Genomic DNA, 18,101 nt, shown 5'->3' with positions numbered 1-18,101 from the left:
AATGAAGAAAATTCTTTTAGCAATCATAATATCTATAAATGCCATAGTTAGCGCCCAAGAAGTGGATATAATAACACCGAAAAAATCTACTTTTAATGCTGGGCAAAATATAGAAGGCTTTGTAAAAAGCTCAATTAATGAGCCCACAGGGAAAGTTAATTTCTCGGTACCTGTTACCAAAATAGCATCTAGAACAGTATACTATGATGTCTCTCTAAATTACAACGGTAATCTTGCATTTGATGAAGGATCATATACTAACAAGTATATGCCCACTAGTACAGTTGGAGTTGGGTTTAAGTTAAACATACCCAGGGTCATAGTGGATAATAAAAATACCGCAGCAAAAGATGATGATGTGTTCTATTTACAAAATGGTACGAGTAGCACAAAACTAAATTGTTTTAATAAAATTGATCCAGGAAACGTTGAAGGGGATGAAATTTGGGAATTTCATACAGAAAGTTATTCTCCATGGAAAGTAAACTATTATAAAAGTCATAAAACTTTTACCGGAAATCCTGTTGTAGTAACAGAAACTCCTCTTGATTATTGGGTAGTGACTAATGAGGAAGGTGCCGAGTATATATACGGTAAAACACAAAATTCTAGAGAAAATCTAGTGGCTTGGGGAAACTGGATGGGGAATTCTATTAAAACCGGGGGAGCAAGAGAAACCATAGCCTGGAATCTAACTACTATTCGCGATCAATGGAACAATAATATACAATTCGAATATGAGATTCAAGGAAGTACCATAGGTGGTGTACATCAAACTGAAGCTGCTTATTTAAAAAAAATAACTTCATCTACAGGCGAAAGTGTCAGGTTTTCATATACTGATAAAAGTCTGGGAGAAATCTATGAACCTCATACAGAACAGACTGAACCAGATGCTTATCAAGAGCGCTATGAAAAGAAATATTTACAACAGATACGTACATATAATAGTAACAATCAGCTTATTTATAACTATAATTTTGCTTACTCCTTAATAAATAATAGTTCTGCCGAAGATCAGAAACGCTATCTACAAAATATTACACAAGAAAATGCAAACGGAGAATTCTTACCCGGACAACATTTCGAATATTATACAACCGGTGATTTTAAAGGGGGCATTAAAAAGGTTACCTACCCTTCAGGAGGTTCGGTTAACTATGAATATAATAACAAATATTTGTTCACTAATGAAGAAAATAAATTTGGTAATGCAAATCCCAAAAATACAGACTACTACTACTACTCTATCGCTACACGAGATAAGTACGCACTAAGGATGTATCACAGCCCTTTACCCGTTAATGGTAAACATTCTTTTCAAGTAATTAGACATTTCTGGAACGGTCAGTCTTGGATAAGAAATGGATTTGATTTCCCTTACACTATTGCAAATCCTTCAGCACCTACGTTGCAGAATTTTTATACTGTTTTTGGTGATGATTTTTACGCTTTCTTACACGTAGAGGGTTTCAAAGGTAGATTAGATCTCTTTCATTTAGAATCTGATGGTGTATCATGGGACCATAAAACGTATACTAACATCAATATAGGAGCTGGTATACCAAAACTTCTTAAGGGAGATAAGTTTGTAGCCATCGGCACACATCATATAGGTAATTTGCATACTTATACTTGGGATAATAATCAATGGCAAAGTAAAACCATTTATCAAGGAAATGGTCAATATTATTATGGAGCTACTAACAATTATGTCTTATCTCTAGATGAGGATGGTGGGCTTGATATGATTACAAATATTGATCATGAAGATAATTACTATATGCACTATCTGGATATCTCTAATATATGGAAAACTAAATCATGGTCTGCTAAGGCAGATCCCTATATTGCAGGTATAGAAAAGCCAAGTTACTTCTACCCTGATAATGCTATGAGTGGTTTTGTAGCTGATGACAATCCAGAATTCTTTTTGCGATGGGATAAAGACTATAACCTACAGCGACCAGATAATGTTTTAGGAACTTATGATGATACTAATCCGATTATATCAACATATACAGGTATGTTTACTTTGCAAAATAGCTTTTATCAATATCCTTTTAGATATGCAAGATTTAATGGATTAAGTTGGAACGTAAGTAATTTACCTGAGTCATACGGATTTAATTATGCTAAACCAACATATGGGGAAGACATCTTAATGTTTCAAAGCTACAGAAACAACCGTCATATTGGATATGCATACTATGATCCCAATTCTAACTTCTGGATTTATGACCTCCAAAAGTATCGTTTTTCAAATTATCAAAGTGGGGATATTCATAAGCTAACAGGAATTGTACAAGATTTTATGATCGCCGGAAATGAAATATATCTAAGTTCAAACACTTCAAGGTTTGCACAAACAGCAAATATTGTTAATTACGATAATGTATTTACTCATACCGATGGATTATCACATGGATTTGTAGAACTCGCATCGGGATCCTACAGTCCAACGTCTTCAAGATTTTATTATAAAGATAAAAAGACAAACCAATTGAACTATATATCTTTAGGAGCAAAGTTTCATACGGATTCGCCACCTTCTTTTGCAGGAAGAACTCCCTTTATGAATCCAAAAACAATGTGGTTGAGAAGTAAAAGCTTTACAAATCCAAATGGATCAACCTCATTTACTCCTTATTTACATAGAGTCATTGATGATAAGTTAAATAACCCTATCTATGATATCGTTGTGGGTAAAGTAAAAATTGATAATAATAATGGCGAAGTAAGGGAAACTGTATATACTTACAACGCTCCAAAATCTTCACCAAATAATGAAACTACATTTTATGGAAATGTAACCGTTGAAAATAAAGGATTCGGTACTGCTTCTATAGGTAAAATAGAAAAAAAATATAATAATGGATCTGAAGATGTTCAAATGGCAGGAGTATTATTAGAAGAGCGAATAAAGGATACTAGCAACAATACGGTGCGTTTGCTAACAAATACCTGGACAAAATTTAAGCCTTTTTCTAAAAACTACACATTAAAACTAACTAAACAGGAGGAAGAAACAATCTATAATGGTAAAACCATAAAAACTACAAAATCTAGTAGTTATGCAGCACCCCATTATTTCCCTTCTTCGACATCAATTGTAAATAGTAAAGGTCAAACAGAAAAAACAGAAATTAGTTACGCAATAGATCGATACCCTTTTATGAATGATAGAAATCTGGTTAGTCAACCTTATGAAGAAATATCAAAGATCGATGGCAAAGTTGTTTCTGTTAACCGAACCATTTGGATAAAGGGTAGTGATAATAAAATATTTGCTTCAGAAACCTGGTCAGGACTTTCTGCTAATACATTAAGAAAGAATTATGAAGTAACAAAAATGAATGATTATGGTCAGATTATAGAAACGACCAACGGTAAAGGACAATATAATTCTATACTATTTGGCTACAATTATAGGTTCCCCGTTGCAACATTATCAAATGTAGGATATAACACTGTCATAAATAATCTTGATGTTTCATTAAGCGCTCTTCAAAATCTTAATAATACAACGCTTAAGGGAGAATTATCAAAACTATATGATAGGCTTTCAACATCAATGATTGACGCTAGTATATACGATATAGAAGGAAAAATTGTAACAAAAATTAATCAACGACAAGAAGAATTAAATTACTTCTATGATAGTTTTAATAGATTAGATTATGTTACGGACACAAATAATAACGTCTTAAAAAAGAATATCTACAATTATAAAGTTAACTAAAGATACTTTATTTAATTACACTAGTAAAAGCTATCCTATATGGGTAGCTTTTTGTGTTTAAAAAGAGTTTTGAATCTATTGTTATGCTTAAGCTATACTCGCAAAACAGAACTTTAATCCTTTATTATATAAAAAATTAAAAAAATAAGTACTGGATCTTTAACTTTATATAGATCCAGAACTCGAGATACCTATAGTACTCGTATTATTGCTATGTTGAGTTTGAAAGGGAAAATAAATCTAGGTACGGTACATTGGGAAAACAAAATTACCGTACCTCTTCCCTATTTCTATTTTTTATATCGACGTTTAAAGTTGTATGCTCCAAAAGAAAAATCATCTCAAATCTTCAAAACTATTTTTTCTAGATATAATATATACTCCATGTTTAAAATAAGAATATAACATACCCCTAAACACACAAAACTCTGTTTTTCAATACTTTAATTTTTTGGCACGCTGCTTGATACTATAATAGTGAGCATCAAAATACACAAATTGAGGTGCTTACTTAAAATCAAGAATTATGAAAAAATTTGTTTTACTTTTTACAGGGCTTTTATTAGCAACGTTTAGCGCTAACGCATCAGAAACCAGTACAGAATCAACTGCACGTTATTATAATAGCGGTAAATCTTTTATCTTCTCTGAAGGAGGAATTGATTTCTCTATATACGCAGATGGGCAATTCGATTTTTATCTTAATGGCCGAAGAGGTGGTGTAAGCGTTGGTGTTAATGCACCGGGAGTAAACATTAGTTTTAATTCGGGATATGATTATGATGCCTATGTACAGTATGATGATTACGGAGCTGTAGTGCAAATCGAAAATACGCCTATATTTTATGATCACTATGGTAGAATTACACAGGCCGGAGATATCTTTATCAATTATAATAATTACGGACGAATCTCTAGAGTTGGTGGATTATATGTACACTATAACAGCTACGGAAACTTTTTAAACTGTACAGGTTTTATTAACCCTTATAACAGACGTTATGTATATAGACCTTTTCATGCCTACTTTACGGTGCCTGTAGTAAGCAGATGTATAGTATATAACAGACCATATAGAAGATATTATACACCATACAGATATTCTTATAGGGTATACAGAAATAACTATTATAACGGATATTATAACAGACCTTACGGAAGTCGTAACTATTACAGACCTCATAATAGAGTGGCAAGTTATAACAGAGGATATAGAGGTTCTAATGCGAGAGCAGTAAGTTATAGAAATAGAGATCGAAGAGCTGCAATGTATAAAAGAAATGATCTTAATTATGGATCAAGATATTCAACGCGAAGTAGGTCTAGTAATTATGGAAAAAGTCATGTTACACGTAGCAGATCTAATAACTATGGTACAAAAAACACAAACAGAAGTAGATCTAATAACTATGGTACAAGAACTACAACTAGAACTCGATCTGTAAGCCCTAATCAAAGAACACGTTCTGTAAGTAGAAATGTGCAAGCTAAACCAAGAGTGCAATCGACTAAACGAAGTACTCCGTCTAGAAGCTATGCAAAAGGAAATCAGAGAACAAGAAGTGCTGTAGCAAACAGATCACAGAATACAAGTAGGTCTCAATATCAGAGAAATAGTACTCCAAAAAGATCGGTAGCAAAACCAAATCAAGTACAAAGATCAAGGAGTACAGCAAAAAATTACTCTAGAAATGCAACAAAGCGATCTAATAACAGTAATTATAGCAGTAGAGTACCTAGCAAGTCTAGGTCAACAATAAACAGACAAAGAAGCAATACTTCAAATAGATCAGCAAGATCAGGTAACTCACGTTCTCGATCTGCTAGAAGTAGAAGCTAAGAAAACATAAACGACATTTATTTTTTTGGTTGGTTAGTTGGAAAATCCCTTAGAGAAGATGCTCATGCACCTCGAGGGATTTTCTTTTTATTACTATTACCTACTTAGGATACTATCAATCAGGCTATTAATATCCCGAGAAATCTTCAACATATAAAGAATTGTTGTATAACTGGTAGTGATCAAAAAGCTTTTCAGGATAATATTAAGAATAGGGTGAAAAGGTAACTCCCAAAAGTAAAACCCCAAAACAAATACAATAACTAGTAGCAGTGCTAAAAACGAATTTCTCGAAAACGGGTGCATGTTAAACTTAGTATAAACAATCCATAATTTAGCCAGGTTATAACAAACCACTGCCGAAAATGTAGCGATAGCTGCTCCCGTAATTCCGAAAATAGGAATACAAATTAAATTTAATACCACAGTAAGCACTGCCATCCCAATACCAATATACAGGATAAGTCTATAGTAGTCTGAATTATAAAGTATAGAATTGTTATTCCCTAAAAAATTATCAAAAAGCTTCACACAGCCGATAAGAATAACTACCCATATGTACAATTCATATTGTACAGGTAACATCTCAAATAGTTGATTTACATTACAGATAATTAGCACAAATAACAACCCACTTATAGCCAAAAGAGTAATCGAGCTTTTGGTATACAAATCTTTTAATCCACTATACGCTTTTTCGTTCATTAATTTTGCGGTTAGAGGATACGTAATCTGATGCATCGCTCTAGAAGGTATAATAATTACTATCGCTATAAACGCAGACAATTGATAATCTGCGAGATTCTCTATAGGCATATAGCGCTCTATCATTGCTTTATCTAAATCAATCAATAACGTAGCAACCGATCCGGCTATCAATATTAATGAAGAATACTTTAGAACCGAAACAAAATTATCGGGTAAAGAAAAACGAAATTTAGGACGATGTAAACTAAACGCATACACTTTCATGATCAGTGTGCGTACTACATATGCAATGACTAATGCATAAATAAACTGCTCTACAGAAAGTAGTTTGAAATATACCAGAAACAGTAACCCACTAATGCAGACTCTTAAGAAAAGTTCTTTCATTAGGTTACCAAAAACGCTTTTCAATTTTACCTTAGACCACGCAAAGAAAAGTTCGAAATACGATGTTGCAAAAGCTAATACAAAAATCGTCCAAACATAAGGTTGTACAATAGTGTTTCCTTCACTAAAAAAGTCGAGCAAAGTGCTATACAACAAGGTTGCAATACTTCCTATAACAACTGCTATCCCAAGGGGTAGCAATAACATGAAGCTTAAAAACTTATTTTGCTGTTCTTGATTCATATAAGATGAAAAAAATTTCACCAGAGTATTTTGTACTCCAAAAGCCAGTAAGGGCCAAATCAAATTAGAGGCCGAAATCAGGTAAGAAACCAAACCATAATATTCCTTTTCTAAAAAATGGGTGTATAAAAATAGCGTATTCACCGCCCCAACGCCAAAGCCAAGACATGTAATCACTACATTTTTAATAGATTGATTTACTACTATTCCCATTCTTATAATTACAACTTTAATGATATGTCAGCGTGACAAATTGTTTATTCATTGGTTTTTAGTTCTCTTAGTATTTCAGCCAAACTTCGTGTTAACTCCCTCCTACTATACTTTTTAATTCCTGTTACCCGTGAAACCAGTTTCTTATCTTGATACTCCTTAAAATACTTAAATATTTCATTTTTTAAAGCTTGATACTCATGATACTCAAAAAAACATCCTGAATTAGTTTCTGCAATTAATTTTGAAATATCTGCATCTTTAGGCCCCATAGCTACTATCGGTCGATTTGAAACCATATACTCAAACAACTTACCCGGAATAATACATCGGGTTTCTTTACTATCGATTTCAATTAATAACAATAACTGCGAACTTCTTTGAATCTCTACCGCCTTGCCATGAGGTACATACCCCTTTAAATCCAGAAAATCAGATAAACCCACTTCTGTAATTGTTAAAAGCACATCATCACTCACCGCACCAACCAATTGCAGTTTAAACGCCTTTGAAAAAGCTTCATTTTCTTGCGTTAATTCATACAAAGCTTTCCATAGGTATTTGGGATTGCGACCAGATAATAACGATCCAATATGTGATATCGTAAATTGTTCATCTAAGATTGCATTAGAGCTCATTTCGGTATCATACCCATTAGTAATTACAGAAATAGGCGTATCAGTGATCTCCCCAAATTCTTTCTGAGTAGTAAAACTGGTCACAATAATTTGATCTGCAGTATTTAAAACTTCTTTTTCAAGAGATTTATGCTTTTGGATTGATCGTTTTGTGAGCTTTAATTTATCATGATACCCAATGGTAGTCCACGGGTCTCTAAAATCGGCTATCCAATTTAGATTCATCTGTGCTTTTAACTCCTTCCCTATCATATGCATACTATGCGGTGGCCCCGTAGTGATTATCGTATTGATTTCATGTTCAGCAAGGTACTTGTTTAGATACTTCACAGAGGGTTGCACCCAAAACTTACGTGCATCGGGTATAAAAAAGTTTCCACGAATAAATAACAATACCCTTTGAATGAATGATTGTTTTTCTTTACCCGATATAATCCCTCTACTGATAGTTTTAGTTTCTTTTTTCGAAAAAACCTGAGCGAACCGATAAGGTTCAAAAATAGGATGTTTTAAGACCGTAACATCTTTGGGAATGTCTGATAATAAAGAATCGTCTTCTAAGGGATATGTAGGGTTTTCTGGTACATATACAATAGGTTCTATGTCAAAATCTTTTAAATACTTTACAAACTTAAGCCATCGCTGCACTCCGGGGCCTCCTGCTGGCGGCCAATAGTATGTTATGATTAGAACTTTCAAAATTCGAATTACTTCTCTTCTTGGGTTAACGATAGTATACTACCTGTTTTCTTGTATTGATATAACACTCCCCCTACAATCAGCAATAGAAAGAGTATCGAACTGGTAAGTGTAATTGTACTTCCTGTTTGTATAACCTGCGGTTCAAATTTAAACTCTACTTTATGATTTCCTGCAGGAACGGGTACTCCTCGCAATGTATAATTTACCTGTGCATGCGCCACTGGATTCCCATCTATATATGCTTGCCAACCGGGGTAATATATCTCAGAAAATATTGCAAAACCTTCTTTAGGGTTATTCGATTCATATACCAGATGATTGGGTTTGTGTTGTATAAGTGATACCGAGGCTATACTATCAACAACATAATTAGTTTTGGATATTACCTCATTGAATTTAGCGTTGAAAATAGCATCTTTTTTGGTGTCCAACTTTTTCAACCCCAACATCTCATCATTTACAGTCTCTACAGGTTTTAATGTTGAAACAAACCATGCATTACCATTGGCATAAGGGTTATTTAGAGCTTTTATACCATCTTCATCTTGAGTAATGATATATTTTACATTAAGCATATTCATAACTCCAACGTCATTTTTAGCCAGGTAAAATTCGAATAACTCTTGCATTCTTCCTGGTTTAGCAGCATGATATCCCCCTATTGCATTATGAAAATACGAAGCTCTACCAGAATTAAAAGGATTTGCAGTAAGATCATACACTTTAAAGTGCCCTTTATCTTTTAGAATTTCTTTATCGGCTGCATTTGGGCTAAATGGTTTATTAAACTCTCTTGAAGAAACGAAGTTGCTTTTATTTACATATTTCCAGTCTACAGAAATTAAATCTATAATTATCAAAGCCCCCAGCCCGACTATTAGTAAATTTTCCTTTAATTTTCCTTTTAGATAAAACCAACATGCTGCAGCGGTTAACAATACAAAGATTAATGATCGTAAGGTATCAGAAGTATACATTGCCTTTCGGTCTTCTTTAAGTGCGCGAACAAAATCTGGTCCTAATTGTTGTATAAAAATACTATCATTAGCTCCGCTAAAATCAAATAAAGCAGACTTAAACAATAAAAGTACAACTGCTAGCCCACCCACAATTGCAGTAGCATATTTTATAGCTTTAATCTTCACTTCTTGTTCGACCGTATTGGTTAACAGTTTATGCACTCCAATAATCGCCAGAATAGGAAGGCATAACTCTATAATAACCTGAATGGATGATACTGCTCTAAATTTATTATATAACGGAAAAAAGTCAATAAAAAGCTCAGTAAGAAAACTGAAGTTTTTACCCCATGATAATAACAATGCTAATATCGTTCCTCCTACGATCCACCATTTTAGTCTTCCTTTTACTAAAAACAAGGCAAGAACGAACAGAAATATAACGACAGCTCCTATATATGCAGGAGCCCCAACGTAGGTTTGATCTCCCCAATATGTGGGTGCGCTTTCTGTTATCGATTTAGCTTGTCTTGCAGGCATTCCTAACCCCAATAATTCTGAATAAATATTTGCATCAGTTCCTATGTCTTCTGCACTAGACCCTCCCATAAATCGAGGAATAAATAGATTAAGAGTTTCTGCACGACCATAACTATATTCTGTAATGTAGTCAAAATCCAAACCAGCACCTTTACTTTTTTCTTTACCATTAGATTCGATAGTCAGGCCTGTATCTCCTCGGGTACTATACTTTGTGTATTCCCTGGTTGCAAGAAGACTTGTAGCATTTAATAATACTGAAAAAAGTACGGCCACGACCATTACTCCTAAGGATTTAAAATAATCTGGTATTTGCTTCTTTTTGTAGGCGTCAATCAAATACGAAACCCCAAGTACCAGAACTAGTAAGAAGAGATAATAGGTCATCTGAAAGTGATTTGCCGCGATTTCTAACCCCATTGAAATTGCCAACAAAAAGAATCCCCAAATATATTTTTTCCTGAATGTGACTATAATTCCGCTCAATACCAAAGGCATATACCCTATTGCGTGTGCCTTGGCATTATGCCCAACTCCAATAATGATAATAAAATATGTAGAAAAACCAAAGGCCAAGCTGCCCAGAAAGGCAAGCTTATAATCAACTTTAAGCACTAACAATAAGACATAAAAACCAATAAAATACAGAAATAAATAATCTGCTGGTCTTGGTAAAAATCGAATCAATCGATCTAATTTCTTAATATAACTATGAGGATACTGCGCTCCCAATTGATATGTCGGCATTCCTCCAAATGCATTATCAGCCCAATATGGTTCTTCGTCTGTTTGATTTCTGAAATCGGTTTGTTGCTTGGCCATCCCGGTATACTGCACAATATCTCCCTGTCGCATTTTTTTTCCGCTAAGAACGGGATTAAAATATGCTATCGAAGCAATTAAAAAACCTAAGAGAACAAGAATATGGGGTAAAAATCTTTTGGTTAAAGACATGATAAGTGCGAGTTTACGAAATGAACCGCCAAATTAAAAAATATAAGTTACTTCTGTAATAATATTACATATTTTTAATTCTTGTATTTGTCAATGAAAAGGAATGAAAAATCAATCGATCTCTTCAAAATCGATATACTCTCCTACATCTTTATTAGAAGAATTTTGTGTTGGTTTTTTATCAATTGTAACTTCGTCTTGTGCAGATTGTTGTGCTTGATGGTATTGACTAAATTGTTGTTCAAATTTTTCTCCGGCCTTCTTTGTGACATACCTAAGCAATAGAGGACCAAATAAACGCGTTAATACTTTTAGTCCATAATATATTAGTACTATAATGAGAATTACCTTTAACACCCCTTGTAGAGAAGCTTCTTGCATATCATTTTTTTTCAAAAATAAGGAACTATCTATACAATTACATGTTGTTAGTCCTAAAAAAATGATAAAATCTGCTATATTTGAACCAAATCTACCGAATATGAGCCCTAGATATATTCTATTCTTTTTTACCCTGTTTTTATTGGGGATATCAGCTTCTGCACAATATACCGAGAAAATAAATTCTAATAGACCGGGGACCTCTCAAGGTTCTTTCTCTGTAGGAAACAATGTGCTACAGTTAGAAGGTGGTATGGGTTTTGGAAAAGAGAAACACAAAATTTTTGACACAAAAACGAATGTATTTAATTTTGATTATACTGTACGATATGGGCTTCTTATCGAACAATTAGAAATTAGATTAAATGGTAGATTTAGAGCCGATGGTGTTAAACAAACGATAGGTGGTAACGAGGAAAAAATAAACAGAAGCAATTTTGAAGTTAATACACTAGGTGCAAAGTATTTAATCTATGACCCTTATAAAAGACCTAAAAAGGATACTATTAACTATGCCGCTCTAAAAAGTTGGAAAGAACATCATAAGTTTAGATGGAAAACCTTGATCCCAGCGGTATCTGCCTATGTAGGAGCTAATTTTGTTTCTTCAGATAACCCTTTTACATTTCCAGAAGATCCGACTTTCAGTCCTATTTTTGCAGTACTTGCTCAAAATAACTGGACCACCAGCTATGGTGGTGACTGGGCTTTTGTTACCAATATAATTGTGGATAAAGTGACAACAGATAATCCCGCAATCGGATGGATTCTTACTGCTACTCATACCGTAAATGATCAATGGGCAGGTTTTATAGAGTATCAGGGACAAAAAAGCGATTTCTACAGTGATGATATATTAAGATTAGGAGGAGCCTATCTATTTGATAAAGATTTGCAATTTGATGCAAACATTGCTTTTAACTTCAAAGACACCCCTTCTATATTTACCTGTAGTTTTGGAGCATCATATCGATTTGACTGGCATACTAAAGACGAAATCATTGAAAAACCCGGTTTAGAAGGTGGTATAAAAGAAGGTGAAGAGGAAGAAGGTGAAGAAGGTGAAGAGGAAGATGGAATTGATGGAGAATTAGATGAGCTTGAAGAAATTGAAAATGATAGTCTTAAGTTAGAAAAAACTCCGTTTATAAATACGTTCGAGGATGATGACTTTAGAGATGCTATTGAAAAAGATCTTGACGAAAGACGTACCGAGGAGCGTTTAGAACGAGAACGTATCGAACAAGAAAAAGTAGATAAAAAAGAAGGTAAAAAATTCAAAAAAGAAGAAGCTAGACGATTAAAACGTGAAGCTAAAGAAGCTAGAGAAGCAGAAAAAGCAGCGCTTAAGGCCGAAAAGGAAAAGCAAAAAATGATCGAAGATATTGATGCAGAATTGGATAAGATGGAAAAAGATCAAGGCGTTGATGGAGAACTTGATGATATTGACAAACAGCTTCAGGAGTTAGAGAAAATGGAGAATGAATTAAATCAGGAAGAAAAAGAAGAAGAACAAAAGGAAGAGAAAGTAGAAGAAAAGAAAACCGAGGAGAAAGAAGAAGATGTCGATGCTGAGTACGAAAAATATCAACTGCAGCAAGAAAGAGCCAAGAAAGAAGAAGAAAAAAGAAGAAAGAAAGAAGAAAAAAGGCGATCAAAAGAAGAGAAAAAAAGAAAAAAAGAAGAGTCTAAACGCAAAAGCAAAGAAAAAAAAGAGGATAATGAAAACCTTGACATCGATAAGGAATTAGAAATAATTGATAATTAACCAACTCGATATTGTTCAAAAAATTTTCTAAATGAATTCGGTAAAATACTTAACACAAATGCCAAAATGATCGAAACGTAATCATTATATTAAAAAAAGGGTTATATATTTGCCAAGAATTAGAGATGACATATGATTTATGATTACGATTAAAGAAATTACTTCTAAAGGAGATTTAACAACATTTGTTAAGTTTCCTTTTCAATTATATAAGGAATCACCTTATTATGTTCCTTCAATTATCAAAGAAGAACGGGATGTAATGAACCCCAAAAAGAATCCGGTTTTTAAAAATGCGAATGCAAAGTATTTTTTAGCGTATAAGGGAGATACTATAGTAGGACGAATTGCCGCAATTATTAATTGGATCGAGGTAAAAGAACAAAAAAAGCCTAAAGTTCGTTTTGGCTGGTTTGATGTTATTGACGATATAGAAGTAACCAAAGCACTTTTAGAAAAAGTTGCCGAATATGGTGCCGAGCATTCTCTAGAATATATGGAAGGCCCGGTTGGTTTTTCTAATATGGATAAAGCAGGAATTCTTATTAAAGGGTTTGAGGAGCTAAACACCATGATTACCTGGTATAATTATCCATACTATGCAGATCATATGGAACAACTTGGTTTTGAACCTGCTGCTACCTGGGTAGAGTATAAAATTAAGGTTCCTAAACAAACCAAAGAGAAGGTTCTAAAATTTGCCAAGGTGATTAAAGAACGTTATCAACTACAACTTTTAAAATTTAATAAAGGAAAAGATATTCTTCAGTATGCAGATGATATGTTTGACCTGCTTAATAAAACCTATAGCGGCTTACAAACTTTCGTCCCTATACAACAATATCAGATAGATATGTATAAGAAAAAGTACCTACCCTATCTAAATCCTGAGTATATTATTTGTATTGCAGACAAAACAGGAAAACTTATCGCTTTTTCTATTGTTATGCCTTCATTTTCGAAAGCATTAAAGAAGATGAATGGTAAAATATATCCTTTACGATTTTTGCATATTCTAAAAGCACAACGAAGAAATGATACCGCAGCCTTTTATCTTATTGGTGTAGATCCCGAATATCAAAACAAAGGAGTTACTGCACTAATTTTTAAAGAAATGAATGAAACTTTTCTTCGAAATGGAATTGAAACTGTAGAAACCAATCCCGAATTAGAAGAAAACAAAGCTATTCAGGCACTTTGGAACGGATATGAACACGATCAGCATAAAATGAGAAGGACGTTTAGAAAAAGTCTTTGATACTTCTGCATACTACTAGTAAAACACTGTAGTAGTATATTAGGACATACAACTGTTATTGTATTGTGCCCACCAGTATCCATATTGTTTTAGTAGCATCATTTTCCCATTTACCAAAGTCGTTAATTTCTTTTGAGATTAGAAACCCTGCACTCTTTAACTCTGACCTAACATAACTCATCGATAATGTATGTGCCTCTATTTGGTCTGCACGAGATTTATTACGCATGTGTTTCTTTAGCTTCTCTATTATAATAATCTTTCCTTTGGGTTTGAGAGACGTTTTAATATGCGCTAAAACAGTTTTATATTCCTTTATTTCATGATATGTATCCATTACAATAACGGCATCCAGGGATTGCTTTGGTAATTTAGGATCATCATAGTCCCCTAATACCGTAGTAACATTAGCTATCTCCCTTTCTTTTACATGTTCATCTAACGTACGCAATCGATCTTCTCGCACATCTACAGCATATATTTTTCCAGATTCTCCTACTTTTTTAGACAGATGAATAGTTAGATATCCTTCATGGCACCCCACATCGGCAACTACACTTCCAGATTCAATTTCTGATAATTCGAATATTTTAGAAACATTCATCCAAGTATCCCTATCTGCCCAATCGTTTTCTTTGTATTGAGCATGGCATTCCTCTAATGTACAAACACCTATAAAAATTAAAACCGCAACTTTTAGTTTCATACCCCCAGTATTTAGATATAATTAATAATTCAAATTAGCTTTTAATTGAATCATAAGGATCTACTTTATGAAAAATTTGGGTGTTAAATATAGTACAACCAAATGTACTTTGTGCGAGCATTTCACCCTGTACTCCCCTATTTACGGTACAAATATGTTAATATTTGTTAAAATAGTACCTTTTTATACATAGTACTGTAACAAAATTGAAATGGTGACGTCTAGTAAGTATAAACAATCATAAAAAACAATATCATGAGAACTTTAAACAACGATCAAATCACGAAAAAGCCAAGTACATCGAAAGGACATATCTGGAATACTAAAAGACGTTACAGATAAATTATAAAATTCAATTTAAACCATAAAAGACTAGAAAATATGAGAACATTAGACAATAATCAAATCACTAAAAAACCAAGTGCAGCTAAAGGATACATCTGGAATGCTAAAAGACGTTACAGATAATTTTTAAGAATTCAATAATAAATCAAAAAACGACAAACACATGAGAACTTTAAACAACAATCAAATCACTGAAAAGCTAAGTACATCTAAAGGATATATCTGGAACACCAAAAGGCGATATAGATAACGTAAAGACATTCATCAATCAAAAACTAACTACCATGAAAACATTAAAAAACATCAAAAAAAGATTACAAGAAACGAAACAAAAACAAACCCAGTTTTTGGGTTTTACACAAAGTGGTCATGATTATGAGTATCATATTCGCATACGACCAAACCTATATATTTATTAAACGTTACATAATTAGGCAAATGTAAAGGCAGATTTTTGTTAAAATCTGCCTTTCTTCTTTTGAAGAATTTAGAGGTTATTTAGATTTTCTATACCCTTCTATGGTATACCCTCTATCATAAACATATACTTTTTAGTATTTACATATAATTTTTGAAGAATATATAGTCCATAACTTGAGGTGAGTTTTAAAAAGCAACCAAAAAGTTGCGTATTAGAATTTGGCACTGTATATTTGCAACCAATAAGTTGCGTATTAATATTTAAATTTTCACTATTATGAATGATATCATAAGTAAAGTTCACATTTTCAGCCATTCTATTGATAAAGTTTGGAATGCTATTACAAAAGAAGAAGAGATCTCTACATGGTTTATTAAGGCTAATTTCAAGGCTGAGCCGGGTTATAAATATACCTTTACTGCTCCCGAAGAGCAAAACTGTACTCAAATTACCGGCGAGGTAAAAAAGGCTAATCCGTATATTTTGATTTATACTTGGATTGTTGCTAATACAGATACAGAAACAACCGTAAAATGGGAATTAGAAAAAACCGAAGAAGGAGGAACAAAACTACATCTTGAACATTCTGGTATTTCAAATTATCCTGGTGATACCGCTGTAAATATGTTTAACAGCTTTAATGGTGGGTGGGATAATTGTGTTTCAGAATTGAAAGAATATTTAAAACAAATAGTGCATGCAGGATAAGATCACTCGAATATTAAAAGCAGTAGCCGATCCCACCAGGCGTGAAATTTTTCACGCTTTAGTGGTTGCTGCCACTGCCCTACCCATTACACAAATATCAAATCAATTTGATATTAGTCGTCAAGGGGTTACCAAACATCTTAAAACCTTAGAAGATGCTGGGCTAATTAAAATAGATACTAAAGGAAGAGAGCGTTTTTGTTATGCAGATGCAGCTCCTCTACAAGAAGTAAATCAATGGTTAAAGTTCTATGAACAATTTTGGGATGATACCTTAGACAATTTAAATTCTTATCTAGATAATCTATCATAAGGCCAAGCTTATATCACTCTATTGTTAGTTGCTCATTCATCCAATTTTTGGCATCTTCAATACGCTCAAAAGACACAATGTTGTCATAATAAAATATATTTTCGATACTTACGCTTGTTTTCTGAAGGTTATTGTAGATAACAACTGCAAATGCTTTAATATTCGGAAATACCTCTTTTATCTTCAAATAATCCAAAGGTTCTAGTGAGTATGAGTTTACTCTATTAGAGATATACCCAAAAGCACTATCCCCAAAATGTAGATTAGTTAACTCTGAAAGTTGTTTTGCTTTTTCATGATTAAAAGAAGTCCCTTCAGCAACTTCAATAATCAAATAATTTTTATAGAAAGACACTTTACCCATATCAAGATGATAACTCTTGATAAGTCCTTCTTTATTAGTAGGTTTCGACATACTCAGCTTCAAGATTTAAGGGGGAAATCTATCAAAAAAGTAACATTATTTTTTAACAGATTTTTAAAGATGCGAAAGTACTCAAAAACTTATTACGAAGATCAATTTTATAATTTCAATAACATTTTTTGTTAAATACGGATGTAGTAGAAACAGTAATTAAAGTGATGTCCCGAATCAAAAAAAAGGACCGTTTTGTATGTACAGTCTTTTTTTGTTCCATTAGTTAGAGTGGTGTTATCTCAATTTAACTAGTTTCTTCTAGCTCTTTGATCAAAGATTCGGCTGAATTTATAGTCCTGTTATAACATTTTATAGCCCATCTGGAAAATAAAATAAAAAAAGTGATTGCCAATGGTATTGTAACGGCAAGCACCCAAACTGACTTTGTTTCTGCAAAGAAATCTTTTCCATTGATTAACTTCGAGCTTACTGGCATAACAGCAAACATAACAATGAAACCGAGATAATAACTCACTGTTGTAAGTTTCTGAAAATGTGTTTTGGCTTTTGCATACTGGATTAGTGTTTGTTTATAATTATTTGTAGCTACATCCAGGTTACGCATCCTGTTAATCGACCCTAGTGATAGTATGGGTAATACCATTAAGGTAACTAATGTTATGATACCCGATAATAGTGTGTACCAATTATCTAATTTTGATAAGTTGATTAGTATTAAAATTGCAATAGCATAGCAAATAACTGCGCCAATCATTTCTGGATATGCAATTTTATTCAATCTATTTCGATATTTTTCCTGAGTCATCATAATAATCATTTTATCAGTTAACTTTTTTTGTTGCTCTAGCTGGTTACTCATTTCAGACCACACAGCTTGCATTTCTTCTAATTCCATA

At 33.2% G+C, this 18,101-nt stretch carries 14 protein-coding genes; 7 read left to right on the top strand and 7 right to left on the bottom strand.

Going from position 1 to position 18,101, the window contains the following annotated elements; all coding sequences use genetic code 11:
* Position 1: 1 nt before the first annotated feature.
* Together ABW637_RS20595 and ABW637_RS20590 are read left to right on the top strand one after the other, a co-directional pair.
* Complete coding sequence (locus ABW637_RS20595) at positions 2-3,742, top strand: hypothetical protein (protein ID WP_367586616.1); 3,741 nt, start codon at positions 2-4, stop codon at positions 3,740-3,742.
* A 526-nt stretch (positions 3,743-4,268) separates the two neighbouring features.
* On the top strand, positions 4,269-5,582 hold the full coding sequence (locus tag ABW637_RS20590) for a hypothetical protein (protein WP_367586615.1): 1,314 nt from the start codon (positions 4,269-4,271) through the stop codon (positions 5,580-5,582).
* 96 nt (positions 5,583-5,678) lie between these two features.
* On the opposite strand, the gene ABW637_RS20585 is transcribed toward ABW637_RS20590, so the two are convergent.
* From ABW637_RS20585 to ABW637_RS20570, 4 genes are all read right to left on the bottom strand, one after another.
* Entirely contained in the window at positions 5,679-7,133 is a 1,455-nt protein-coding gene (locus tag ABW637_RS20585; protein ID WP_367586614.1) for an oligosaccharide flippase family protein, read from the bottom strand.
* Positions 7,134-7,177: 44 nt separating this feature from the next.
* Positions 7,178-8,473 carry a glycosyltransferase family 4 protein gene (locus ABW637_RS20580; RefSeq protein ID WP_367586713.1) on the bottom strand — a complete coding sequence of 432 codons (1,296 nt, stop codon included), beginning with the start codon at positions 8,471-8,473 and terminating at the stop codon, positions 7,178-7,180.
* A 5-nt stretch (positions 8,474-8,478) separates the two neighbouring features.
* A complete protein-coding gene (locus ABW637_RS20575) occupies positions 8,479-10,926 on the bottom strand; it encodes a YfhO family protein (protein ID WP_367586613.1) in 2,448 nt (815 codons plus the stop codon).
* A gap of 111 nt (positions 10,927-11,037) precedes the next feature.
* The gene (locus tag ABW637_RS20570; protein WP_367586612.1) at positions 11,038-11,307 is read right to left on the bottom strand and encodes a DUF4834 family protein; all 270 of its coding nucleotides are present in this window, start codon (positions 11,305-11,307) and stop codon (positions 11,038-11,040) included.
* 100 nt (positions 11,308-11,407) lie between these two features.
* Between ABW637_RS20570 and ABW637_RS20565 the strand changes: the two genes are divergently transcribed.
* Together ABW637_RS20565 and ABW637_RS20560 are read left to right on the top strand one after the other, a co-directional pair.
* Positions 11,408-13,075, top strand: coding sequence for a transporter (locus ABW637_RS20565; RefSeq protein ID WP_367586611.1), 1,668 nt, complete (start codon positions 11,408-11,410; stop codon positions 13,073-13,075).
* A 139-nt stretch (positions 13,076-13,214) separates the two neighbouring features.
* A complete protein-coding gene (locus tag ABW637_RS20560; RefSeq protein ID WP_367586610.1) occupies positions 13,215-14,333 on the top strand; it encodes a GTP cyclohydrolase in 1,119 nt (372 codons plus the stop codon).
* Between the two features lie 55 nt (positions 14,334-14,388).
* Here ABW637_RS20560 and ABW637_RS20555 read toward each other — a convergent pair whose 3' ends face one another.
* Positions 14,389-15,039 carry a class I SAM-dependent methyltransferase gene (locus tag ABW637_RS20555; protein ID WP_367586609.1) on the bottom strand — a complete coding sequence of 217 codons (651 nt, stop codon included), beginning with the start codon at positions 15,037-15,039 and terminating at the stop codon, positions 14,389-14,391.
* A 629-nt stretch (positions 15,040-15,668) separates the two neighbouring features.
* Between ABW637_RS20555 and ABW637_RS20550 the strand changes: the two genes are divergently transcribed.
* From ABW637_RS20550 to ABW637_RS20540, 3 genes are all read left to right on the top strand, one after another.
* Positions 15,669-15,803 (top strand): hypothetical protein, encoded by a 135-nt coding sequence (locus tag ABW637_RS20550; RefSeq protein ID WP_367586608.1) that lies wholly within the window; start codon positions 15,669-15,671, stop codon positions 15,801-15,803.
* 278 nt (positions 15,804-16,081) lie between these two features.
* Complete coding sequence (locus tag ABW637_RS20545; protein ID WP_367586607.1) at positions 16,082-16,513, top strand: SRPBCC family protein; 432 nt, start codon at positions 16,082-16,084, stop codon at positions 16,511-16,513.
* Positions 16,503-16,826, top strand: a complete 324-nt coding sequence (locus ABW637_RS20540; protein ID WP_367586606.1) for an ArsR/SmtB family transcription factor — start codon at positions 16,503-16,505, stop codon at positions 16,824-16,826. Before ABW637_RS20545 ends, ABW637_RS20540 begins: the two co-directional genes overlap by 11 nt.
* A 13-nt stretch (positions 16,827-16,839) precedes the next feature.
* Here ABW637_RS20540 and ABW637_RS20535 read toward each other — a convergent pair whose 3' ends face one another.
* Complete coding sequence (locus ABW637_RS20535) at positions 16,840-17,241, bottom strand: hypothetical protein (protein WP_367586605.1); 402 nt, start codon at positions 17,239-17,241, stop codon at positions 16,840-16,842.
* A 247-nt stretch (positions 17,242-17,488) separates the two neighbouring features.
* Positions 17,489-18,100 (bottom strand): hypothetical protein, encoded by a 612-nt coding sequence (locus tag ABW637_RS20530; protein WP_367586604.1) that lies wholly within the window; start codon positions 18,098-18,100, stop codon positions 17,489-17,491.
* Position 18,101: the final 1 nt, after the last annotated feature.

It is taken from the genome of Aquimarina penaris, from assembly GCF_040786285.1.
GTDB lineage: Bacteria > Bacteroidota > Bacteroidia > Flavobacteriales > Flavobacteriaceae > Aquimarina.
The sequence above is the reverse complement of the archived record's forward strand: the minus strand, read 5'-3'. Positions and strand labels throughout refer to the sequence as shown.